The organism is Amphritea atlantica (assembly GCF_018860855.1).
Classification (GTDB): domain Bacteria; phylum Pseudomonadota; class Gammaproteobacteria; order Pseudomonadales; family Balneatricaceae; genus Amphritea; species Amphritea atlantica_A.
Map to the genome: position 1 here is coordinate 1 of NZ_JAHKQE010000004.1, position 18,350 is coordinate 18,350.

At 44.7% G+C, this 18,350-nt stretch carries 10 protein-coding genes; all 10 read left to right on the top strand.

Annotated features, from left to right (window positions below):
- A partial coding sequence (locus tag KO512_RS01015) for a hypothetical protein (protein WP_436792253.1) occupies positions 1–534 on the top strand: 534 nt, incomplete at its 5' end.
- A gap of 70 nt (positions 535–604) precedes the next feature.
- Positions 605–1,276 carry a hypothetical protein gene (locus KO512_RS01020; protein ID WP_215950474.1) on the top strand — a complete coding sequence of 224 codons (672 nt, stop codon included), beginning with the start codon at positions 605–607 and terminating at the stop codon, positions 1,274–1,276.
- A gap of 296 nt (positions 1,277–1,572) precedes the next feature.
- Positions 1,573–3,195, top strand: coding sequence for a MotA/TolQ/ExbB proton channel family protein (locus KO512_RS01025; protein WP_215950475.1), 1,623 nt, complete (start codon positions 1,573–1,575; stop codon positions 3,193–3,195).
- Between the two features lie 9 nt (positions 3,196–3,204).
- Positions 3,205–3,933 carry an OmpA family protein gene (locus KO512_RS01030; protein ID WP_215950476.1) on the top strand — a complete coding sequence of 243 codons (729 nt, stop codon included), beginning with the start codon at positions 3,205–3,207 and terminating at the stop codon, positions 3,931–3,933.
- Complete coding sequence (locus tag KO512_RS01035; protein ID WP_215950477.1) at positions 3,930–5,048, top strand: HNH endonuclease; 1,119 nt, start codon at positions 3,930–3,932, stop codon at positions 5,046–5,048. The genes KO512_RS01030 and KO512_RS01035 overlap by 4 nt, the downstream gene beginning before the upstream one ends.
- Before the next feature lie 57 nt (positions 5,049–5,105).
- Positions 5,106–7,586 carry a dynamin family protein gene (locus KO512_RS01040; RefSeq protein WP_215950478.1) on the top strand — a complete coding sequence of 827 codons (2,481 nt, stop codon included), beginning with the start codon at positions 5,106–5,108 and terminating at the stop codon, positions 7,584–7,586.
- Complete coding sequence (locus KO512_RS01045) at positions 7,583–8,485, top strand: YjcZ-like family protein (protein WP_215950479.1); 903 nt, start codon at positions 7,583–7,585, stop codon at positions 8,483–8,485. The genes KO512_RS01040 and KO512_RS01045 overlap by 4 nt, the downstream gene beginning before the upstream one ends.
- Positions 8,482–9,519 (top strand): patatin-like phospholipase family protein, encoded by a 1,038-nt coding sequence (locus KO512_RS01050; protein WP_215950480.1) that lies wholly within the window; start codon positions 8,482–8,484, stop codon positions 9,517–9,519. The genes KO512_RS01045 and KO512_RS01050 overlap by 4 nt, the downstream gene beginning before the upstream one ends.
- Before the next feature lie 238 nt (positions 9,520–9,757).
- Positions 9,758–16,192, top strand: coding sequence for a DEAD/DEAH box helicase (locus KO512_RS01055; RefSeq protein ID WP_215950481.1), 6,435 nt, complete (start codon positions 9,758–9,760; stop codon positions 16,190–16,192).
- A gap of 1 nt (position 16,193) precedes the next feature.
- Positions 16,194–18,302: a UvrD-helicase domain-containing protein gene (locus tag KO512_RS01060; RefSeq protein ID WP_215950482.1), complete on the top strand. Its 2,109-nt coding sequence runs from the start codon at positions 16,194–16,196 to the stop codon at positions 18,300–18,302.
- Positions 18,303–18,350 lie beyond the last annotated feature (48 nt).

The following is an 18,350-nucleotide window of genomic DNA, read 5'->3' on the forward strand; positions in this document are numbered from 1 at the left end:
GCTCTGCCGCCGGATTTCTTCGCCAAACTGACGCCCCACTGGCAGCGCCACAACGCTCTGCGCAGCGACTACGCCCGCCGCCAGGCCCTGGTGGAGATCGACGTTCTGGTGGCCCAGGCCCTGGGCCTCACCCTGGAAGAGTTGCTCACCATCTACCGCGTCCAGTTCCCCGTCATGCGCCAGTACGAAGCCGAAACCTTCTACGACCAGAACGGCCGCATCGTATTCACCCCCAGCAAGGGTCTCACCGGCGTCGGCTTGCCCCGCAAAGCCCGCCCGGCGGATTTGAAGGCGGACATTCACTACGCTATTGACAGTCCAACCCGTCAAGAAAAGGGTATTGCCCTCGGTTGGGAGGATATACAGCATTTGCAGCACGGTTGTGTCAGTAAAACGTATATGGATGACACCCTGCCGCCTGCCAACGGCGCACCTGAAGGCCCGGTTGAACGTACAGTGGAATACCAAGCCCCGTTCTTCAAACCCGACAGAGAAGAAGACTATCGGATAGCGTGGGAAGTGTTTGCGAAATAATGGTTTCGATATCGTAAAAAGTACATGGTTAGACCCCGTTAGGGTTTATAAACAGATAAGGATATTTTAAATGAAGAAGGTCGTGTTTATTGAAGACCACGTTGTGCCGCAGCTCTTTACCAGTGCCTTGGAAGCCTACTCTTTCGAGCATAAGGTGAGTAAAGGTGGGAAATCATATAAAAATTTAGAAACGTTTGGTCTTTTGTGGGGCTATGTCATTCCAGAAAAATTGGATAGTCCTGCTAAGGTGATTGCAACCATGTGCACAGTTGAAACTTCAGCGACACGTCATAAGGAATGGGTGAGTCCGAACTTTGAATCTCTTGCTGCGAAGAAAAAATTCTTTCAATCATATTGGCCAAACATCGAGTTGGTAGGCACCTTTCATTCACATCCCTATGCCAGCTTCAGTGAAGTAAAAGAGCTTAAAGGTTGGCGAGCCTCCGATGCTGATGAACAATTTTTTCCCTATATTCATGAAGTCATCGCTCCGGAGCAGGATGCCTTGGCTCACCTGATTGTTACGGTTACTGAACTTCAAAAACGAGGCTGGGCCTACCCTGATCGTTTGTCTGGTAGTGAGCGTAATAAAGGATTCGCGCTGACGGCTGATGATTACAAGATTTGGATACGCGGTTATACCAGTGACCGTATTTTAGACGAAGAGTCAGAGGATTTTTCTTATAGCTTTGCTGACGACAGTGATCTTGATATTCCGTCACTACAAAATCGGTTTATATGATCATCTTTAATCATCGCGAAGATGAAGTCGATAGGATGTATTTTGAGCCGCCATGGTTAGCTATAACTCACTAGGTATGAATACAGGCCTTGAACTTAGAAATCCCCTCTTGATGAGAGGCCTACTGATTGGTTTTCTCGCTTGGATAAGTTGGCCGTGAGCATTAACTCAAACGCTATTGAGAGGCCAATTGTCCTTGCACTGAGATCTCGCCGCTGAGTGTTTTAGAAAAATACCTGGATGCTTGCTACGGCGAGTTTTATGTTGAATTTTTGTTTTTTAAAGGTGGTATACCTATGTTCTCAGCTCCTTTGGAGAACGCTGTAGCCTCAGTTGAAATTGGTATGGTAACTGATGGTTTTATTGCGTTGTTGTTGTTTGTTTTTTTATTGGCGTGTTTATTGAAAAGAACCAATAAGCTGCATGCTTTTACTCAGTATGCGCCGACGCTGCTGACAACTCTGGGTATTTTGGGCACCTTTTTTGGCATTGTTTCAGGTTTGCTTGCATTCGATGTGACAAATATTGATAGCAGTATCGAGGGGCTGCTGGGAGGGATGAAAACAGCGTTTATCACTAGCCTTGTCGGTATGTTCCTCTCGATTTTATATAAGGTATTAGTCTCTATCGGTATTCTTTATGTCGTTGATAGTAAAGCGATCGATGAAGACCAAATTGGAGCAGCGGACTTATATCGCGTGTTGCAGGAACAGCGGGATGGCATAAGTACCCTAAACCAAGCGATTGGCAGTGGCGATGAGTCAAGCCTTACCGGTCAGCTTAAGTTGTTGCGCTCCGATATGAATGATGCTCAAAAACAGTCACGCAGAGAGTTTGAAGAGTTTCAGGAGAAGCTTTGGATCAAGTTGCAGGACTTCGCCGATATGCTTTCTAAATCGGCCACCGAAGCGGTGATTGATGCACTTCGGCAGGTGATTACCGATTTCAATAACAACTTAACTGAGCAGTTTGGTGAGAACTTTAAGGAACTCAATAAAGCGGTTGAGAAGCTGGTCCAATGGCAGGATAACTATAAAGGCCAAATCGACGATATGACACAGCAATATGCTCAGGGCGTGACGGCGATTACAGAAACTCAGATGGCGGTGTCTAAAATTCAGGAACATACCCATCAAATTCCAGAGTCGATGAACAAGTTGGGCGATGTGATGACGGTTAATCAGCATCAGATTGATGAGTTGGGCCGTCACTTAGAAGCTTTCCAAGATGTTCGCGATAAGGCTGTTGAAGCCGTACCACAGCTGAAAGAGCAGATTGGTTTAACGGTTGAAAGTGTTAATGATGCTTCTAAACAGCTCGTTGAGGGAATAGGAAAGGTTAGTGAAACATTGCAGACATCTATCTCTCAGAGTGCCACTGAGTTTCAAGAAAGTGCGTTTAGTGCCAACCAGTCGTTGGTCGGTGCGTCGGATGTCATACAGAAAAGTACCGAAGAGACAGGTGTATTGCTAAAAGATCTCAGTGAGGAGTTGAACAGCACTTTCCGAACCCTTGCCGCCGATATGAATGAGCAAAATAAATCGATCAGTGATGCGTTGCGAGAATCCGGGAAAGCGGTTGTTGAAGAGGCGGCCACTAGCCGTCAATTATTTGAATCTGGTTTAGAGTCAATGCGCAATCAACTGACAAATAGTCTCGAACAGATGGCTGATCAACAGTCTACCCAGGTTCAAGGACTGATTGCGGGCCTTAAGGAATCAATGGAAGAGGCGATGCGTAAGAGTGCAGAGTCTGTGGAAGGCGGTGTTGAGATCCTTGATCAGGCGTTACAGTCTGAAATTAATCGAGCGATGGAGCAGATGGGGGCTGCACTGGTGTCTATCACTGGTAAATTTACCGACGATTATCAAGCTCTGGTGAATCAGATGGATCGTGTGATTCGTACTTCAGTTGAATAAGGAAATAACATGGCTGATTTCTTGAAATCACGTGCGTCAGAGCAGGAAGAAACCCATTGGCTGTCCGTCTCTGATTTGATGGCGGGGCTAATGGTGGTGTTTCTGTTTATCGCCATTGCACTAATGCGCGATGCATTGGAAGAGAGTCGCAGAGCCGAATATCAACGAGATCGTATCAAGGAGGTAGCTGTCGCTTATCAGGAGACTCAGGTTGATATCTATAATGCCTTGGTGAGTGAATTCTCTGCTGACCTTCAAAAGTGGGATGCGGAGATTGATAAGGATACTTTGACTTTCACCTTTAACTCTCCAGAGGTGCTCTTTGCACAAGGTAAACAGGAGTTGAAAGATGAGTATCGCGAGTTGCTAGCTGATTTTTTTCCAAGGTATATGGATGTCTTGGATCAGTATCGTGACTCCATTAACGAAGTCCGTATAGAAGGGCACACCAGTAGCCGGTGGAATAATACGACAACACCGACTGAGGCTTATTTTCTTAATATGCAGCTGTCGCAAGGGCGCACACGCAGTGTGTTGGAATATGTTTACAGCTTAGCGGAGGTGACTCCTTACCAAGGCTGGATTAAATCGCATATTGCCGCCGTCGGTTTCTCTTCATCCAAACCGGTGCTTGATGAGTATAACAATGAAGATTTCGGTAAAAGCCGCCGTGTGACATTTAGAGTGATCTCCAATGCGGATATTCGCATCAAACAGATTTTGGAGATTGATGGATGAGGCTGCATTTTCCCGTTGATGCCATTTGGCGGCAAGTTAGCCGGATGGGGGCTTCAAAACGTGAATATACACTGGATAGCGTGATTCAGGAGCCTTTGCCACCGATTGTAACATCGACGGGCGGGGTTGATGTCACCATTGATGAAGTGGATACCGCTGGCGGCTTGTTGAGTTGTCACGGAGCACAAGTTGTTCTGTATATACCAGATCATGGAAAAAATGTAGATCGTGTGCTGCACAAGGGTAGCGATGGTCGGCGAGTTCATATTGCTGACTGTATGACTTTAGAGCAAATGCGCCAGAAAAACCGTTTTCAACGCTACCGTGCGGTGGTTAATGTGACTGGTGATTTTGATGTCTTTGGCTATTCGGCGGAACAGGGTAAGAAAGTTGAGAGTACTGCTCGATTGCAAGTGTGCATTAATTGCTTGAAGCATCTCAATTATAAAGGCTATATGACAGAGCCTAGACGTCAGTTAGAGATACGTAAGAACTTTAATTTAAAAGGTTTTTTTGCTGAAAGCAGTACGCTCTTTCGTTATCTTCCAACATCGTTTATTGAAAAAAAGAGTGGCTATACCGACGATTGGAAATTGATCTCGGATAAGTATCGAGCGAGTAAAAATTTTCAATGTGAAAGCTGCCATGTTGATCTTAATGCGCATAAAAATTTACTGCATACCCATCATATTGATGGTGTTAAACGTAATAACCAAAGCAGCAACCTGATGGCGGTTTGTGCCGATTGCCATCGAAAGCAGCCGCTACATGATCATATGTTTATTAAAGCTAAAGATATGGCGCTGCTACAAAGGTTAAGACGATCACAGGGGATTATTGGTAGTAAAGCGCAGTGGTCTGATCTGTTTGAGTTAATTGACCCACCTTATAGTGGTCTTTTGCGTCTATATCAAAAAGATGGTGCTGCCAGGCCCGAAATTGGGTATGAACTTGCGGGCGCTCATGGTGAAGTGGTGGCCGAAATCGAAATCGCTTGGCCTGATGCCAAATTTGCCGTGGTGGGGGATGATAATGTGAAAACACTTTTATTTGGCATGGGTTGGAAAGCCGTAACGCTAGAAGATGCTTTACGCAAATTTAGGGATAAGCGGTAATGACGTAAATAACATCCCTAAACTAATAGGATTAACCCGTTACAAGGACAAGCAGAAATGCATACAAAAAATCTAGAAATTCTAAAAAATGAAGCTTCCAGACTGATTGAGTTGGAAAGCCGCTTACTAACAAGTATCAGAGATACTCCAGGGTTGGTTTCGGGGGAGCGTCATTCGGTACAAACATTCGATTCTAAATCAATTCTGCAAGGTCTAGAGGTTCTATCTGGAGAGCGTCATAAACTCGAAACGATGGACATGGTAGTTGCTGTTGTTGGCACAATGAAAGCAGGGAAGTCCACGACAATTAATGCGATAGTTGGTAATGAGATTTTACCTAACCGCAATGGTCCGATGACCTCTATACCCACACTGATTCGTCATACTAAAGGCAATATTACACCTACGGTCAGTTTCAAGAATAATGCGCCGATTAATGATCTTTGTATGGCATTATTCGATGTTTTTGGAAATAAACCAGATGTTGTGGCGCGGCTCTATGAAGAGTCTACTGATATGGCCGATGTCATCGATTTTGTTAAAAGTAGGGAGAAAGTTAAAACGAATTACCAAGGTCGAGAAGGTATTTTTGAACTTCTTAAAATGGTTAATGACTTGGTCCGAATTTGTCGTGAACTTGGGCAGGAGTTCCCATTTTCTGATTACGATGAGATGCATGAGTTGCCGGTTATTGAAGTAGAGTTTACCTCTTTGTCCGAAAAGGAAAGTGGTCTAGGTAATCTAACCCTTCTTGATACCCCAGGACCAAATGAGGCCGGTCAGCAACACCTTAAAGCTATGATGCGCGATCAATTACGTAAAGCTTCTGCTGTTATTGCAGTATTGAACTATACCCAACTAAAGTCTGAAAGTGATGAGGATCTACGTAATGAAGTCAATGCTATCGCTGACATGGCAAAGGGGCGGATGTACGCCTTCGTAAATAAGTTTGATCAACGCTCCTACAACGATCCGGATGAAGAGGGCGTAAAAAAAATGGTTAATAATCTATTAGCAGGCTCAATTCCAGAGGACAGTGTTTTTGCTGTCTCTGCTCAGCAAGCGTTCTTGGGCGAGGTGATTCAGAAGTTTATTCGTGACAACGGAACATTACCTGATCCTGATGAGTATCCTTGGGTCGAGGAGTTTGCCAGGGATTGTTTTGGTCGTAATTGGCAAACTAATCTCAATAATATTGACGAGGTTCTAAAGGAAGCTAGAAGTTATTGGATAGATTCAGGTTTCGAATTGCCATTGGAAAAGGTAGTACATGCTGCACATCAGAGTGCCGCCTATTATGCCCTTGACTCAACCGCATCCAAGTTAGTCTTCTTATCGGAAAGGATATCTAACTTCGTCAATGGCCGCGAAACTGCATTACAGAAGACAACTCTCGAACTTCAGGAGTGTATAGCTGCTTTAAAGTCAGATGTTGATCGTATTTCTGCATTGAGAGAAAGCAAAGAAAAACAATCAACTGAACTTTTTAATAACCTTAAGGCTTATATTGAAACTTGTTTAACTGAGGCTATCAGAGAGGCTACTAAAATAGTAAATCAGCTATTTACTGATGGTGTTATAGAGCACAAGAAGGAAAAGGAAAAGACAGATAGTGCCTCCGCTGCTAAACGTGCAAAAGCTGGGAAAAACAGTACTCATAGCCAAGTAAAAAGAACACTTGGGATGGCTGAACTTTTTGAGCCTATGCGCAATCTTAAAAACAATGAAAGAATAAAGCAAAGTAATGGAAGTAATGGAAGTAATAAGGAAAAACTTGATATAGGAAAAAGAAAAATTGAGTTCCCAACTAGGGAGGAAGCGAAGAAATTCGTGTCGAATTTTGAAAAGGCATTACAGCCACCAACCTTGAAGCTTAATGAAAATATGTCAGTTGCTGTTGATAACGCATTAGGGCGCTTTGAGCACGAACTTAAGTCTGAAATCGTAGTACAAGCAGGTGAAATATTAAATGAAGTGAGCGACCGCCTTGGTCGGGAAGGTTTCGATATTTCCTTGAAAATACCGTCAGATGTCCAGGCTAAATCTTTGGGGCTAGCCATTTTTTCAATGGGCAGTGGTATTCGTGAAGATACTAAGACAGTTACCCGTCTTAAGGAGCAAGGTAGTGCTTTTGGAGGAGTGAAACGATTCTTTGGTGATTTTTTTGGTGCTGATTGGGGATACGATGAAGTTAAAGAAGTTATCGACGTCTACAAGGTTTCTTTGGATGACCTTAACACACAAACTCAGAAGACTATTAAAAAGCAGGGTAATAATTGGCGTTATGAAATAGAGAAAGAGGTTGAAGAACCGGTGAGAGCGGTACTGGGTAGTTTCTTTGATGAGCTTGAGAAAAAGGTCGAAGTAGTAAGAGGTGATCTCCTTCAGGGAATTCATGATAAAGAAAAGAGTCAAAGTGAACAGGACGAGTTACTGAGTGGACTCAAAGCTATTGCTAAGAATGTACCAGGTATAATAGAAGATTCTGAGGAGTTAAAGGGGGATGCCCTTCAGAATCTTGAGGAGAAGTCTGTATGACCAAGGGGGTCGCTACAGCAATCGAACTATTTCCTGCGTTAAAGGATAAATGCGCAGTTAGGCTAATTGGTCGACTGAATAATGTTAAGGAGCAAAGTCGGGTACAGCAGGAAAAACAGGGTTTCATTAATGAGGTCGTGAGTTTTTTTACGGGAGAAACGCGTCGCCGACAAGACTACATTAATAAACAGTTGGTAGATGTAGTTGAAGATACTTTAGACCAGTTAACTGATGTGATGGGTTCTGTAGCCCTGAATAGTCGCGTTCTGTGTATGGTGCTTGATGAACTGAAGAATCTTCAGTCACACACTGAAGCCATCGCGAATGAAGTCATTGACTTGAGAAGCAAGTTTGCTGAACTGGAGGATACATTAAATTTACGTTATAGCTTATTGAAAGATGCTGTTGAGGAAATGGATAGTCGTATGAAAGCTCATCAACAGTTGGATATGGTGATTCATCGCTGGAAATCTAATGCACTGAATACTTTGCCATGCAGTTTACGTGGATATAGCGTGCTTGATCAGTTGTGGTGGGGAGATCTGGGCTTTTATATACAACAGTATCCAGGAGGGGAAGCAGATAAACTGATCCAATATTTGCATGATCAAGTGGTTGCTTGCTTTGCCAATGACCTGCAGGTTGAGGCTAGAACTAGAATATCTAGGGATGTTTGGATGGAGGAACCTTCAGGTTCTGTAATGGCTATGCCAAGTGTTATTCAGAGTATTAATTTACTGTCAGACTGGGCTGTTGAAGATAGCGCTCCTTTTGTTACTTTGATGTGTGGTCAGTTTACAGATAGTCAGCAGATTTTGACGGTGCCACATCTCATGAGCGCTGAACGATTAGGTCGAGCGCTTGTTGGCGAATTTTTTGTAACGAGAGTAACGGCATGAAAGTTGGATTAGTTCTTTCTGGTGGTGGGGCTAAAGGAGCTTATCAAGCGGGTATCATTGAAGCATTTGCTGAATACAATCTTGAAGTGACAATGATTTCAGGGGCGAGCATCGGTGCTTTGAACGGAGCCCTTGTTTCTGCTTCGGGAAATATTGCTATAGCAGCAGAACGTTTGGCGATAGTTTGGGACCTCATCGCTACTAAAGATATACTAAAAATAAACTCGGAGCTTTACCCTCGATATTTAACTATGCTGGCTGCCGCAGGGCTTACAGGGGTGGGACAGTTAGGTCTTGGTCTTTTAGCTGGATGGGCCGAGGGAAGTAAAGCTGATATTGGTTTTGTGGATACATCACCTCTGACTGATGTTCTTAACCACTATATAAATCCTCAAGAACTTTCCCAAGGAACCCCTCTTTATGTTGCGTTATACCCTTATCGTGGTCGCTTGCACGCGATAAAAGAATTTATAACGGGCGAGGTGATGAAACGATTTGACACCCAAAATTCAGTATTCAAGCATGTTCAGTCTCTGAGTTTTGAGGAACAAAAAGAAGCCCTTTTGGCTTCTGCTGCTATTCCCGTTTTGTTCTCACCTCGTAAGGTCGGAGGTAGGCTGTATTCTGATGGTGGACAAGGTAATTATAAAAAAGCACAAGGTAATACACCGATAACACCGTTACTTGATCAAGGTTTGGATGTGATTTTAGTTTCTCATTTGGAGAATGGTTCACTCTGGAATATAGATGATTTTCCTAATGAAAATATTATTGAATTGAGACCGTCAAAGAAGATAGCAGAGAAAGGTATTAGGGATACATTGGGTTTTGATGCTGGGTCGATTACTCGATGGCGAGCGCAAGGAAAAGCCGACACGGTTCAGTTGCTAGAAAAGCTTGTTCGTTTTGCAAGAAATCGGACTCATCTTATAGAGTCGCGAACAGTATTACAGGATAAAGTTGGACTATCGAATGGCAGCTTGCAGAGCCGATCTTTAGAGCAAACTATGGCGAAGTTGAAAAAAAAGGAATAACTTTAATGCATCTTTAATGTGCTCTTAAGTTAATGTAGGTCTTTGATAGATGATTTTTTAATCGAAAGGGACTACCGAGTATAGTTAACAGCATATTTGAGATAGGAAATATGTAATAACTTGGGGAACTAGGTTGGGTTTGATGAAGGTTTTGTAAACAGCTTGAAGGCAATGACGGTATTTATTGTCGTATTTAGATGTATTAATTTTTAACAATCAGTTTGTAGAAGGATCTCAAATGATTCCAGGCCTATTAGCCAGTGAAGTATCCGCCGCACTGAAAGAGTTTATTGTTACCGGTTATGAAACGGAAACTGCTCCTTTTAAAGGGGAGTTTGGTCGTTTGGTACAAGAGCAGCAAGATGGAGAGGCGTTTATTAAGGGACCTTATGTGTCCATTGGTCTGCCTTTTATTACTGGTACAGCAGGGCGAAACTTCTTCGCCAATATCGAGACTGAATATCCTCCGTTTGTCCATCAGGAACAGGCATGGCAGCGCTTAGCTTCTGATCGACAAGCAGCAAACACCTTGGTGGCTACAGGCACGGGATCGGGTAAGACTGAGTGTTTTCTTTATCCGGTATTAGATCATTGCCAAAGAATTGCAGGATCAGGCATCAAAGCTATTGTTATTTATCCCATGAATGCGTTGGCGACCGATCAAGCGAAGCGCTTTGCTGAGATTATTCATGGGCAGCCTTCTCTAAAAGGGTTGCGCGTAGGATTGTTTGTGGGTGGTGATGGTCACGGTAGTAAAGTGATGAGTGCCGAGCAGGTGATTACCGATAAGGAAACTTTACGTAAGAATCCACCTGACATACTGCTCACAAACTACAAGATGCTCGATTACCTATTGATGCGCCCTCAGGATCAGAAGCTATGGGCACATAATGGACCCGACACATTACGTTATCTAGTCGTTGATGAATTACATACTTTCGATGGGGCTCAGGGAACAGATCTTTCGTTATTAATCCGTCGCTTGCGCGCTCGTTTTGATATGTCTGCTGATCAACTTATCTGTGCAGGTACCTCTGCTACTTTGGGGGGAGATGACAGTGTTAAAGGGTTATTAGGCTATGCCTCGGATATTTTCTCGAGCCCCTTTCGGACAGATTCAGTGATCATGGAGCAACGTGAAACGGATACTGAGTTTCTCGATAACATTGCCTTTCTTAATTTGAATCAGCAAATCGGTACGCAAGAGCTGAATCAGGCTTTGCAACAAGGATTGGATGTTTATTTAGAGCAAGCTTATGCGCTCTTTTTTAGTAAAGAGGCTATAGAGCCATTACATACGGCTGCTGGCCGTAGGTTGTTAGGCTCTGAACTTAAACAGCATGGACAGTTGGCTAATCTATTAAGGCAACTGAAATTAGGGCAGGGCACGCCAACGTTTAAAGAACTTGCACAGCGACTAGCAGGTCAAATCCCGAAACGTTTTGAACGCCAACCGGAACAGGTTCTCGTTGCACTTTTGTCCTTGATGGCCCATGCACGTGATGAGGTAGGACAGCCTTTTGTTCAGTTACGGTTGCAACTATGGTCTCGAGAGTTACGTCGTATTGTGGGTACTCTGCGTGAACCTAGCTTATCGCTCGATGATGTGGATGCTAGCGACGATACTGCTCATGCTATTCATTTACCGCCTTTACTATCGTTTGGCGATGATCAGGCGCCTAAAGATCAGCAACAGATTCGCTTACCTCTAGTGCAATGTCGAGAGTGTCATGGCACTGCTTGGCTGACTCGGATGGAGCAAAGCCATGTAACGGATCAAGTGATTGAAACCGACTTAGGGCAGATCTATCCTGCGTTTTTTGGCAATCATGCAGAAACGTCATTGTTGCTGCCTTGGCAGGAGGGGATGCAGCAGTCACCAGCAGGAAAAGTATTGGAGCACTTTAAAGTCTGTCGACAGTGCGGCAAGACGGCCACTGCTGATTATCTAGGTGAATGCAAAGGCTGTCAGGCAAGTAGTGAGGCATTCGTTAGGGTTAGCAAACCCTACCAACTAAAAGAGGTGAAGCAGGGGCATGTTAATCGGATCGTGCACGAACATGACTGCCCTTGGTGTGCGGCTAAATCGGCGTTAGTTGTATTCGGTGCACGTGCCGCTAGTTTGAGTGCCGTAGCTATACATCAACTGTTTAGTAGTCGTGATAATGATGATCGTAAGCTGTTGGCTTTTAGTGATTCGGTACAGGATGCAACCCATCGTGCCGGCTTCTTTGCCGCACGGACTTGGCAAAATAATGTCCGTATGGCGTTAACTCAGTTGTTTGAAGCACAGCAGCAGCCGATAGAACTATTACAGCTACCTGACCTGTTTGAGCAGTATTGGTTGAATCATGGTGCCCATCAAGGGCGTTTGGGTCTGCTGCATTACCTTCGTGAGTTTATGCCTCCCGATAAACGTTATCGGAGTGATTTTGAATCTTTCGAACAGTGGGGTGAAGTAAAAGCTCCTGCATCACTACTTAAATTGATTCGCCAACGGATGTTGTGGCAGGCGTTGGAAGATCTTGGCTGGCGTTCTCAGGTGGGACGCTCACTGAACCGGCTGGGTCTTGCCGCTCTGGATTGGCCTCAAAGCCTAGTGGAACAGGCTGCATCAAGTTGGGCCGAAAGTGTGGATAACTCCTTGGGTTATCGTATCGAGGTGCTCACTGCAAAGGGGTTTATGACAGGGTTGGTGCAGCATCTCTCAGCACTAGGCGCTATTGGGCTCGATGATCTGCAAGGGTACCGTGAAAAATCAGGTAAGGCCTATCAATTGAGTTTTTTGCCTTACGTGCCACCTCTCGGCCCCAGTTCTCCACGGCCTAAATATCCAGCTATGGTCAAAGGGGAAGGATATGAAGCGCTGAGTCACACGAGTGGAACTCAATCTTGGTATGAACGCTGGCTGGCCTGTTTAAACCCAGATGTAGTGGTTGATAAAAAGCAGCTAGAGGAAGTGTTAATAGAGGCCTTTGAAGCACTATCGCAAACGGGGTTGTTGAATGAAGAGATCAATGATCGAGGTGTGACGCTTTGGGCGTTAAATCCGCAGCAGCTCACGATTACCTCGAAAGTCGCGGCTGTAGAATCACCCGGCTATCGACCTTTGCATTTGCCGTTAACGCATGCGGATAGCTGGTTGGGATTACCTTTATTGAGTGCTTCGGACCTTGATTTACGTTATGAGGATCGTGTACCTGTTCGTGATTCACTTTACCGTAATCTTTTCCGTAAAGGAGAAATTCATCGTGTTATTGCCCATGAGCATACAGGTCTTCTGGGTGCCCAAGATCGAATTCGAGTCGAAGATAGCTTTATCAAGGGTGAGAAGCCTTGGGAATATAACCTGCTGTCGGCAACGCCGACGTTAGAGATGGGTATCGATATCGGCAGTCTGTCCAGTGTACTGCTATGTTCGGTTCCGCCTGCACAGGCCAATTATTTGCAGAGGGTGGGGCGCGGTGGTCGTCGTGATGGTAATTCTTTCGTGCTTACCGTGGCGAATGGTCGCCCCCATGATTTGGTTTTTTATGCCGACCCGAGCCGAATGTTGGATACTCCAGTAGAGCCACCGGCTGTTTTTCTTAAGGCTAGACATGTGTTGCGACGCCAACTGCTGGCTTATGCGATGGATTGTTGGACGCGTACAGCTAAAGGGGATAATCGTATCCCCTCATCTATGCAGCCAGTGTTAGATGCCGTAGAGAAAACTCAAGAAGACCGCTTCCCATATACTCTGCTTAACTTCCTTAAGCACAATATGCAGGAAATCTGGGATGGCTTTGCAGTACATGTTGCTACAGAGTTAGCTGATGAAGATCTTGAGTTGTTGCGGCAGTATTTATTTGGAGGCCCTCAGCATTTAGATAATCATCTACAGTTGTATTTTTTGGGACGGTTAAAGTTGGTTGCGGATGAGCGTAAACAGATGTCGGAGACGATTAAAGTTCTCGATCGTCAATTAGAAAAACTGCTTAAACTGCCGCAAGATGAGCATATTCAAGCAGAGGTAGCTGAACTAGAAAGAGAGGTTGCAGGCTACCGGAGTTTACGTATTCGCCTGAATAAACGTGAAACATTGAATTTTTTTACCGATGAAGGGCTATTGCCTAACTATGCGTTCCCAGAAGAAGGGGCAACACTTCATTCGGTGATCTTTCGCTCGGAAAAGGTCACTGCAGCTGATGGTGCTGAGCGCGAGTTTATTAAGCGAGAGTATGAATATCAGCGCCCAGCTCAAGCGGCCCTAACTGAGTTGGCGCCTGAATCGGTCTTTTATGCAGGCAACCGTAAAGTGAAAATTTCACGGGTTGAAACTGCAAAAGGTCGTAATATCCAAGATTGGCGCTTCTGTCCTCGTTGTCATTATTCAGCACCGGCTGATGATCCTATGGCTGGCTTCTCAGACAAAACGTGTCCCCGCTGTCATACCAACCAATGGGGAGATGAAAGCGCCCGAACCAAAATGTTAAAGATGACACAGGTGTACGCGTTTACTAATGCTAAAGATGCACAGCTGGATGACGGTTCGGATGACCGTGAGCCCGTTTTCTTCAATAAGCAGATGCTAATTGATTTTAAGCCAGATGATATACACATTACTTGGGTGTTGAATGACAAGGATAAGCCCTTTGGTTTTGAATTCATTCGTGCTGCGAACTTTCTTGAGGTGAATTTTGGCCGACGAGAACGGGAGGAAATGTTGTTTGAAGTGGCAGGGGAGTCATTACAACGTACGGGTTTCCCTATTTGTAGAGAGTGCGGCTCGGTACAGTCTCGTAAGGCGGCGTCAGGTAAAGCTGAAGCGAATCATTTGAAAAGTTGTAGCTTCGCTCGCGGCCTGAAAAAATTGGCGAATGGGCAGGATGACTCCGGGCTCGAAAACTGTCTGTACCTTTATCGTCAATTTTCGTCTGAGGCGTTACGTATACTGTTGCCAAGGTTATCAACGGGAGGTACCGATGAGCAGGTTAATTCTTTTGTTGCTGCACTACAGTTGGGATTAAAACGACGCTTTGGAGGCAAAGTTGATCACTTGCGGGTGGCATATCAAAGTGAGCCTATCGGTGAAACGGATGATCGCCGTCACTTTATTGTGCTTTATGACTCTGTTCCTGGCGGTACAGGTTATTTACATGAACTGCTTAGTCGTGCTGAAAATATGCAGTCAGTCTTTCGTATGGCTTATGAAGTGATGAAGGGCTGTGACTGCTATGACAATACGATGGATGGTTGCTATCGCTGCTTATTGGAGTATCGCAATGCTTATGGTATGGAAAGCACACGTAAGTCACTAGCGTTAGAGATGCTGGAGGATATTGTCAACGGTGGATATGAGTGGATTAAAAATGAGGAGTCTCTCAGCGCGCTAAGCGGAAATCCATGGGTTGATAGTGAACTAGAGGCGAGGTTTCCTGAGGCATTAGCTCGTTATTCAGGGGTGGATGTCGTGGCCAACCAGAAGGTTCGAGTGTCTCAAGATGTGGTGCGAGGTAAGCATGGTTACCGCTTAACCATCGGTAATGTAGCTTATGAGGTGGAACCGCAGGTTGATTTAGGGGCCTCCGATAATGTTCAGTTTTCAAGTCGTCCAGATTTTGTTCTTTGGCCGGTACGTTCTGGGGCAAAACCCGTCGCTATTTTTCTAGATGGTTATCGCTATCATGTAGATACAAGTGGAAAAGACTTAATTAAACGTCAGAGCTTAATGCATTCGGGGTTCGTTGTTTGGACGCTCAATTGGTATGACATTAATCGTGTCATGGGGGATAAGGCGATGGAGGTGCCTTTACCGGCAGGAATGACATCGTCGGAACAAAACCATGGTGCGATTGCTGGGTTCGCAAAGTTGGCAGGTATTGCGAACAGTGCGCAACATTTGAATAAAACCACTTTTGATTTGCTGATGTACTTTTTGACAGAACAAGATCCGCAAGCACTGGCATCGCAGGCGTTGTTGTTCGTATTGCAGTGCATGCCAAACAAAGTATTGGCAGATGCCAAGATAAAACAGCAAGTGCTTGAAAATTTGGATGGTTTACCTGCGGCCTTTACCGATCTACAGCCCCATTTAGTCGCTTTGGCTGGTCGTGTTAAGTTGCAGGATAACAAGGGGGGAGCTGCTATATTGCTTGAATTGATCGCCGCTGCTGAACTTTTTAAGGATGCCGACTTAAAACAAGCGATGGTGACGCTGTGTTATGACCGTAATAACAGCAGTAACGAGGCTGCACTGTATCAATGGCAACGGTTTTGGACCGCGGTTAACATGTTACAGTTTTTACCTGTGGTGTATGCCTGGATACCAGAGTCGAAAAACGACGGCACAGCTGCCGGTTTGTTATGGCCAGATAGTAAGCTGACAATGATCGCTCAAAGCCAACAAGAGCATGTGCCCAGTTGGTATGAGCTATTGGATAGTGAGCTTTCAAGTGAATTAATGACTTATACGGTTGATTGGCCTAGTACACCGGTGATCGGTGATGATGTGGTAGATACTCATGACGAGATTGTTGGTGAGGCGGAAATTGTTTTTGAACATGAACATATTGTTTTTTTGTTACCTGACCAACTGACAATCAAACCTCAACTTGATGCTGGTGGCTGGAGAGTGTGTACCAAAGTGACCGACTTGGTTGATGCTATTAATGAACTGGATGCTGGAGCCTAATATGGTAAGCGTTGCCTTCTCTGAGAAGTATTTTGAAAACCTATTAAAGCTGACGCCCAATGAGCAAAGCCAGGCTAATAAATCAGTGATGCTATTTCAGCAGAACCCTCAGCATTCAGGTTTACATTATGAAAAACTGACTGCTTTTAAAGATAGTAAGCTGCGTTCCATTAGGGCGAATCAAGATGTACGCATTATTCTAGCGGCTGCTGAAAAAGAAGATCTCTATTTAATGTTATATGTTGATCATCATGAGCAGGCTTATGCTTGGGCAGCTAAACGCAAGGTAGAGATTAACCCTAATACTGGTTCTTTGCAGGTCTTTACAGTTGAAGAGCGAGAACAGCATGGGCCATCGTCTCACCGAGCGGCTCCTGTTGCCTCTTGTTTATTTGATGCTGTTCGTGATCGACAATTGTTACAGTTGGGCGTACCCGAGGAGGCATTGCCGCTCGTGCGCAGTATGACGATAGAGGCTGATCTTGAAACGGCTCGCAGTAATGAACAAATACCGACGGATGCTTATGAAGGGTTGTTTATGCTAATGGCAGGCGCATCTTTTGATGAAGCTTACAATGAAGTGGTGCCTGCAACCCCTGAAAATATTGATATCAATGACTTTAGTACAGCCTTAGCTCGGCCTGAATCTCGGGCTCATTTTGCTGTGGCTGATAATGAGCAGGCGTTGCAGGAGGTGCTTAATCAATCGATCGAAAAGTGGAGAGTGTTTCTGCATCCAGCACAACGTCGGTTGGCTGAGGGCAAAAAAAATGGAGCAGTGCGGGTACTTGGTGGTGCGGGTACAGGTAAAACAGTGGTTGCTATGCATAGAGCTCGATGGCTGGCTGAGCATGCCGCTCAAGATGGCGATACAATACTGTTCACGACCTTTACTCGTAATTTAGCGACTGACATCAAACAGAACCTAAACAAAATTTGCTCCCAGTCTATGTTGTCACGCATTGAAGTTATGAATTTGGATGCGTGGGTGATGAGCTTCTTAAAAAAGCAGGGATATGATTACGGTTTACTGATGGATACTCAGGAAGAGCGTCGACTTTGGGAGCTTGCATACTCGGAAAAACCAGCTGGCTCTGATTTGAGTCAGGCCTTTTTTCAAGAAGAGTGGGCACGAGTGATTCAGCCTCAGTCTGTAAATAATCTTGATGAGTATAAAAAAGCCTCTCGAATAGGGCGCGGGACTCGATTAAATCGGCAACAGCGAGTCGATATTTGGCCGGTTTTTGAACGTTTTCGACATCTGCTAGCCAGTAATCATCTTAAAGAAACAGACGATGCCTACCGTGATGCTCGCCAATTGATAGAAAGCACGCCTGAGCTGCGACCTAAACTCTGTAGTGTTATTGTCGATGAGGCTCAAGATATGGGAACTCAGGCGTTCATGTTAATCCGTGTATTGGTACCAAAGGGGCCAAATGACTTATTTATTGTCGGTGATGGTCACCAGCGTATTTATGGAAAGAACAAAGTAGTGTTGGGGCAATGTGGCATTGATATTCGTGGTCGCTCATCTCGCTTAAAAGTAAATTACCGTACAACGGATGAAACGAGAAAACTTGCCGTTAGTATCCTAGAAAACGTTGAAGTTGATGATCTCGATGGCGGTCAGGATAGCCAACAGTTTTATCATTCATTAATGCATGGTCCTGCACCTGAAGTTTGCAGCTTCAATACTGCTGATGAGCAGGTGGATGCTATTTTAGCGGCGATTACAACACAGGGACTGACAGCGGAAGCCTGTTGTGTTATTGCTCGTACACACCGTGAATTGAATGATATTAAGGCTATTTTGGAGGGCAAACAGCAGCTTTGTCATCAGCTTGATGGTCGTGGTGCAGTAACTCCAGATGGAGCCTTAAACTTAGCAACAATGCATCGAGTGAAAGGTTTGGAGTTTGATGCTGTATTTATTTCCTCCGTGAATCGAGGTTTAGTTCCTTTGGACTTTGTCATGAACAGTGCTGCTGATATTGTGACAAAACGCCAGAAAGAAAATGAAGAGCGTGCTTTAGTTTATGTAAGCCTGACCCGTGCGCGTAAGCTCGCGTTTGTTTATGGATATGGTGAGATGAGCGAGTGGTTTTTGTAAAGCGATATTGTAGGGTTTTAAAAAGTAGTCTCTTTTTACTGCATTATT

Excerpts from the sequence above, each read along its gene's own strand:
- KO512_RS01025 (WP_215950475.1), top strand. The coding sequence starts at position 1,573 with ATGTTCTCAGCTCCTTTGGAGAACGCTGTAGCCTCAGTTGAAATTGGT.
- KO512_RS01055 (WP_215950481.1), top strand. The coding sequence starts at position 9,758 with ATGATTCCAGGCCTATTAGCCAGTGAAGTATCCGCCGCACTGAAAGAG.
- KO512_RS01060 (WP_215950482.1), top strand. The coding sequence starts at position 16,194 with ATGGTAAGCGTTGCCTTCTCTGAGAAGTATTTTGAAAACCTATTAAAG.
- KO512_RS01045 (WP_215950479.1), top strand. The coding sequence starts at position 7,583 with ATGACCAAGGGGGTCGCTACAGCAATCGAACTATTTCCTGCGTTAAAG.
- KO512_RS01050 (WP_215950480.1), top strand. The coding sequence starts at position 8,482 with ATGAAAGTTGGATTAGTTCTTTCTGGTGGTGGGGCTAAAGGAGCTTAT.
- KO512_RS01040 (WP_215950478.1), top strand. The coding sequence starts at position 5,106 with ATGCATACAAAAAATCTAGAAATTCTAAAAAATGAAGCTTCCAGACTG.
- KO512_RS01035 (WP_215950477.1), top strand. The coding sequence starts at position 3,930 with ATGAGGCTGCATTTTCCCGTTGATGCCATTTGGCGGCAAGTTAGCCGG.
- KO512_RS01020 (WP_215950474.1), top strand. The coding sequence starts at position 605 with ATGAAGAAGGTCGTGTTTATTGAAGACCACGTTGTGCCGCAGCTCTTT.
- KO512_RS01030 (WP_215950476.1), top strand. The coding sequence starts at position 3,205 with ATGGCTGATTTCTTGAAATCACGTGCGTCAGAGCAGGAAGAAACCCAT.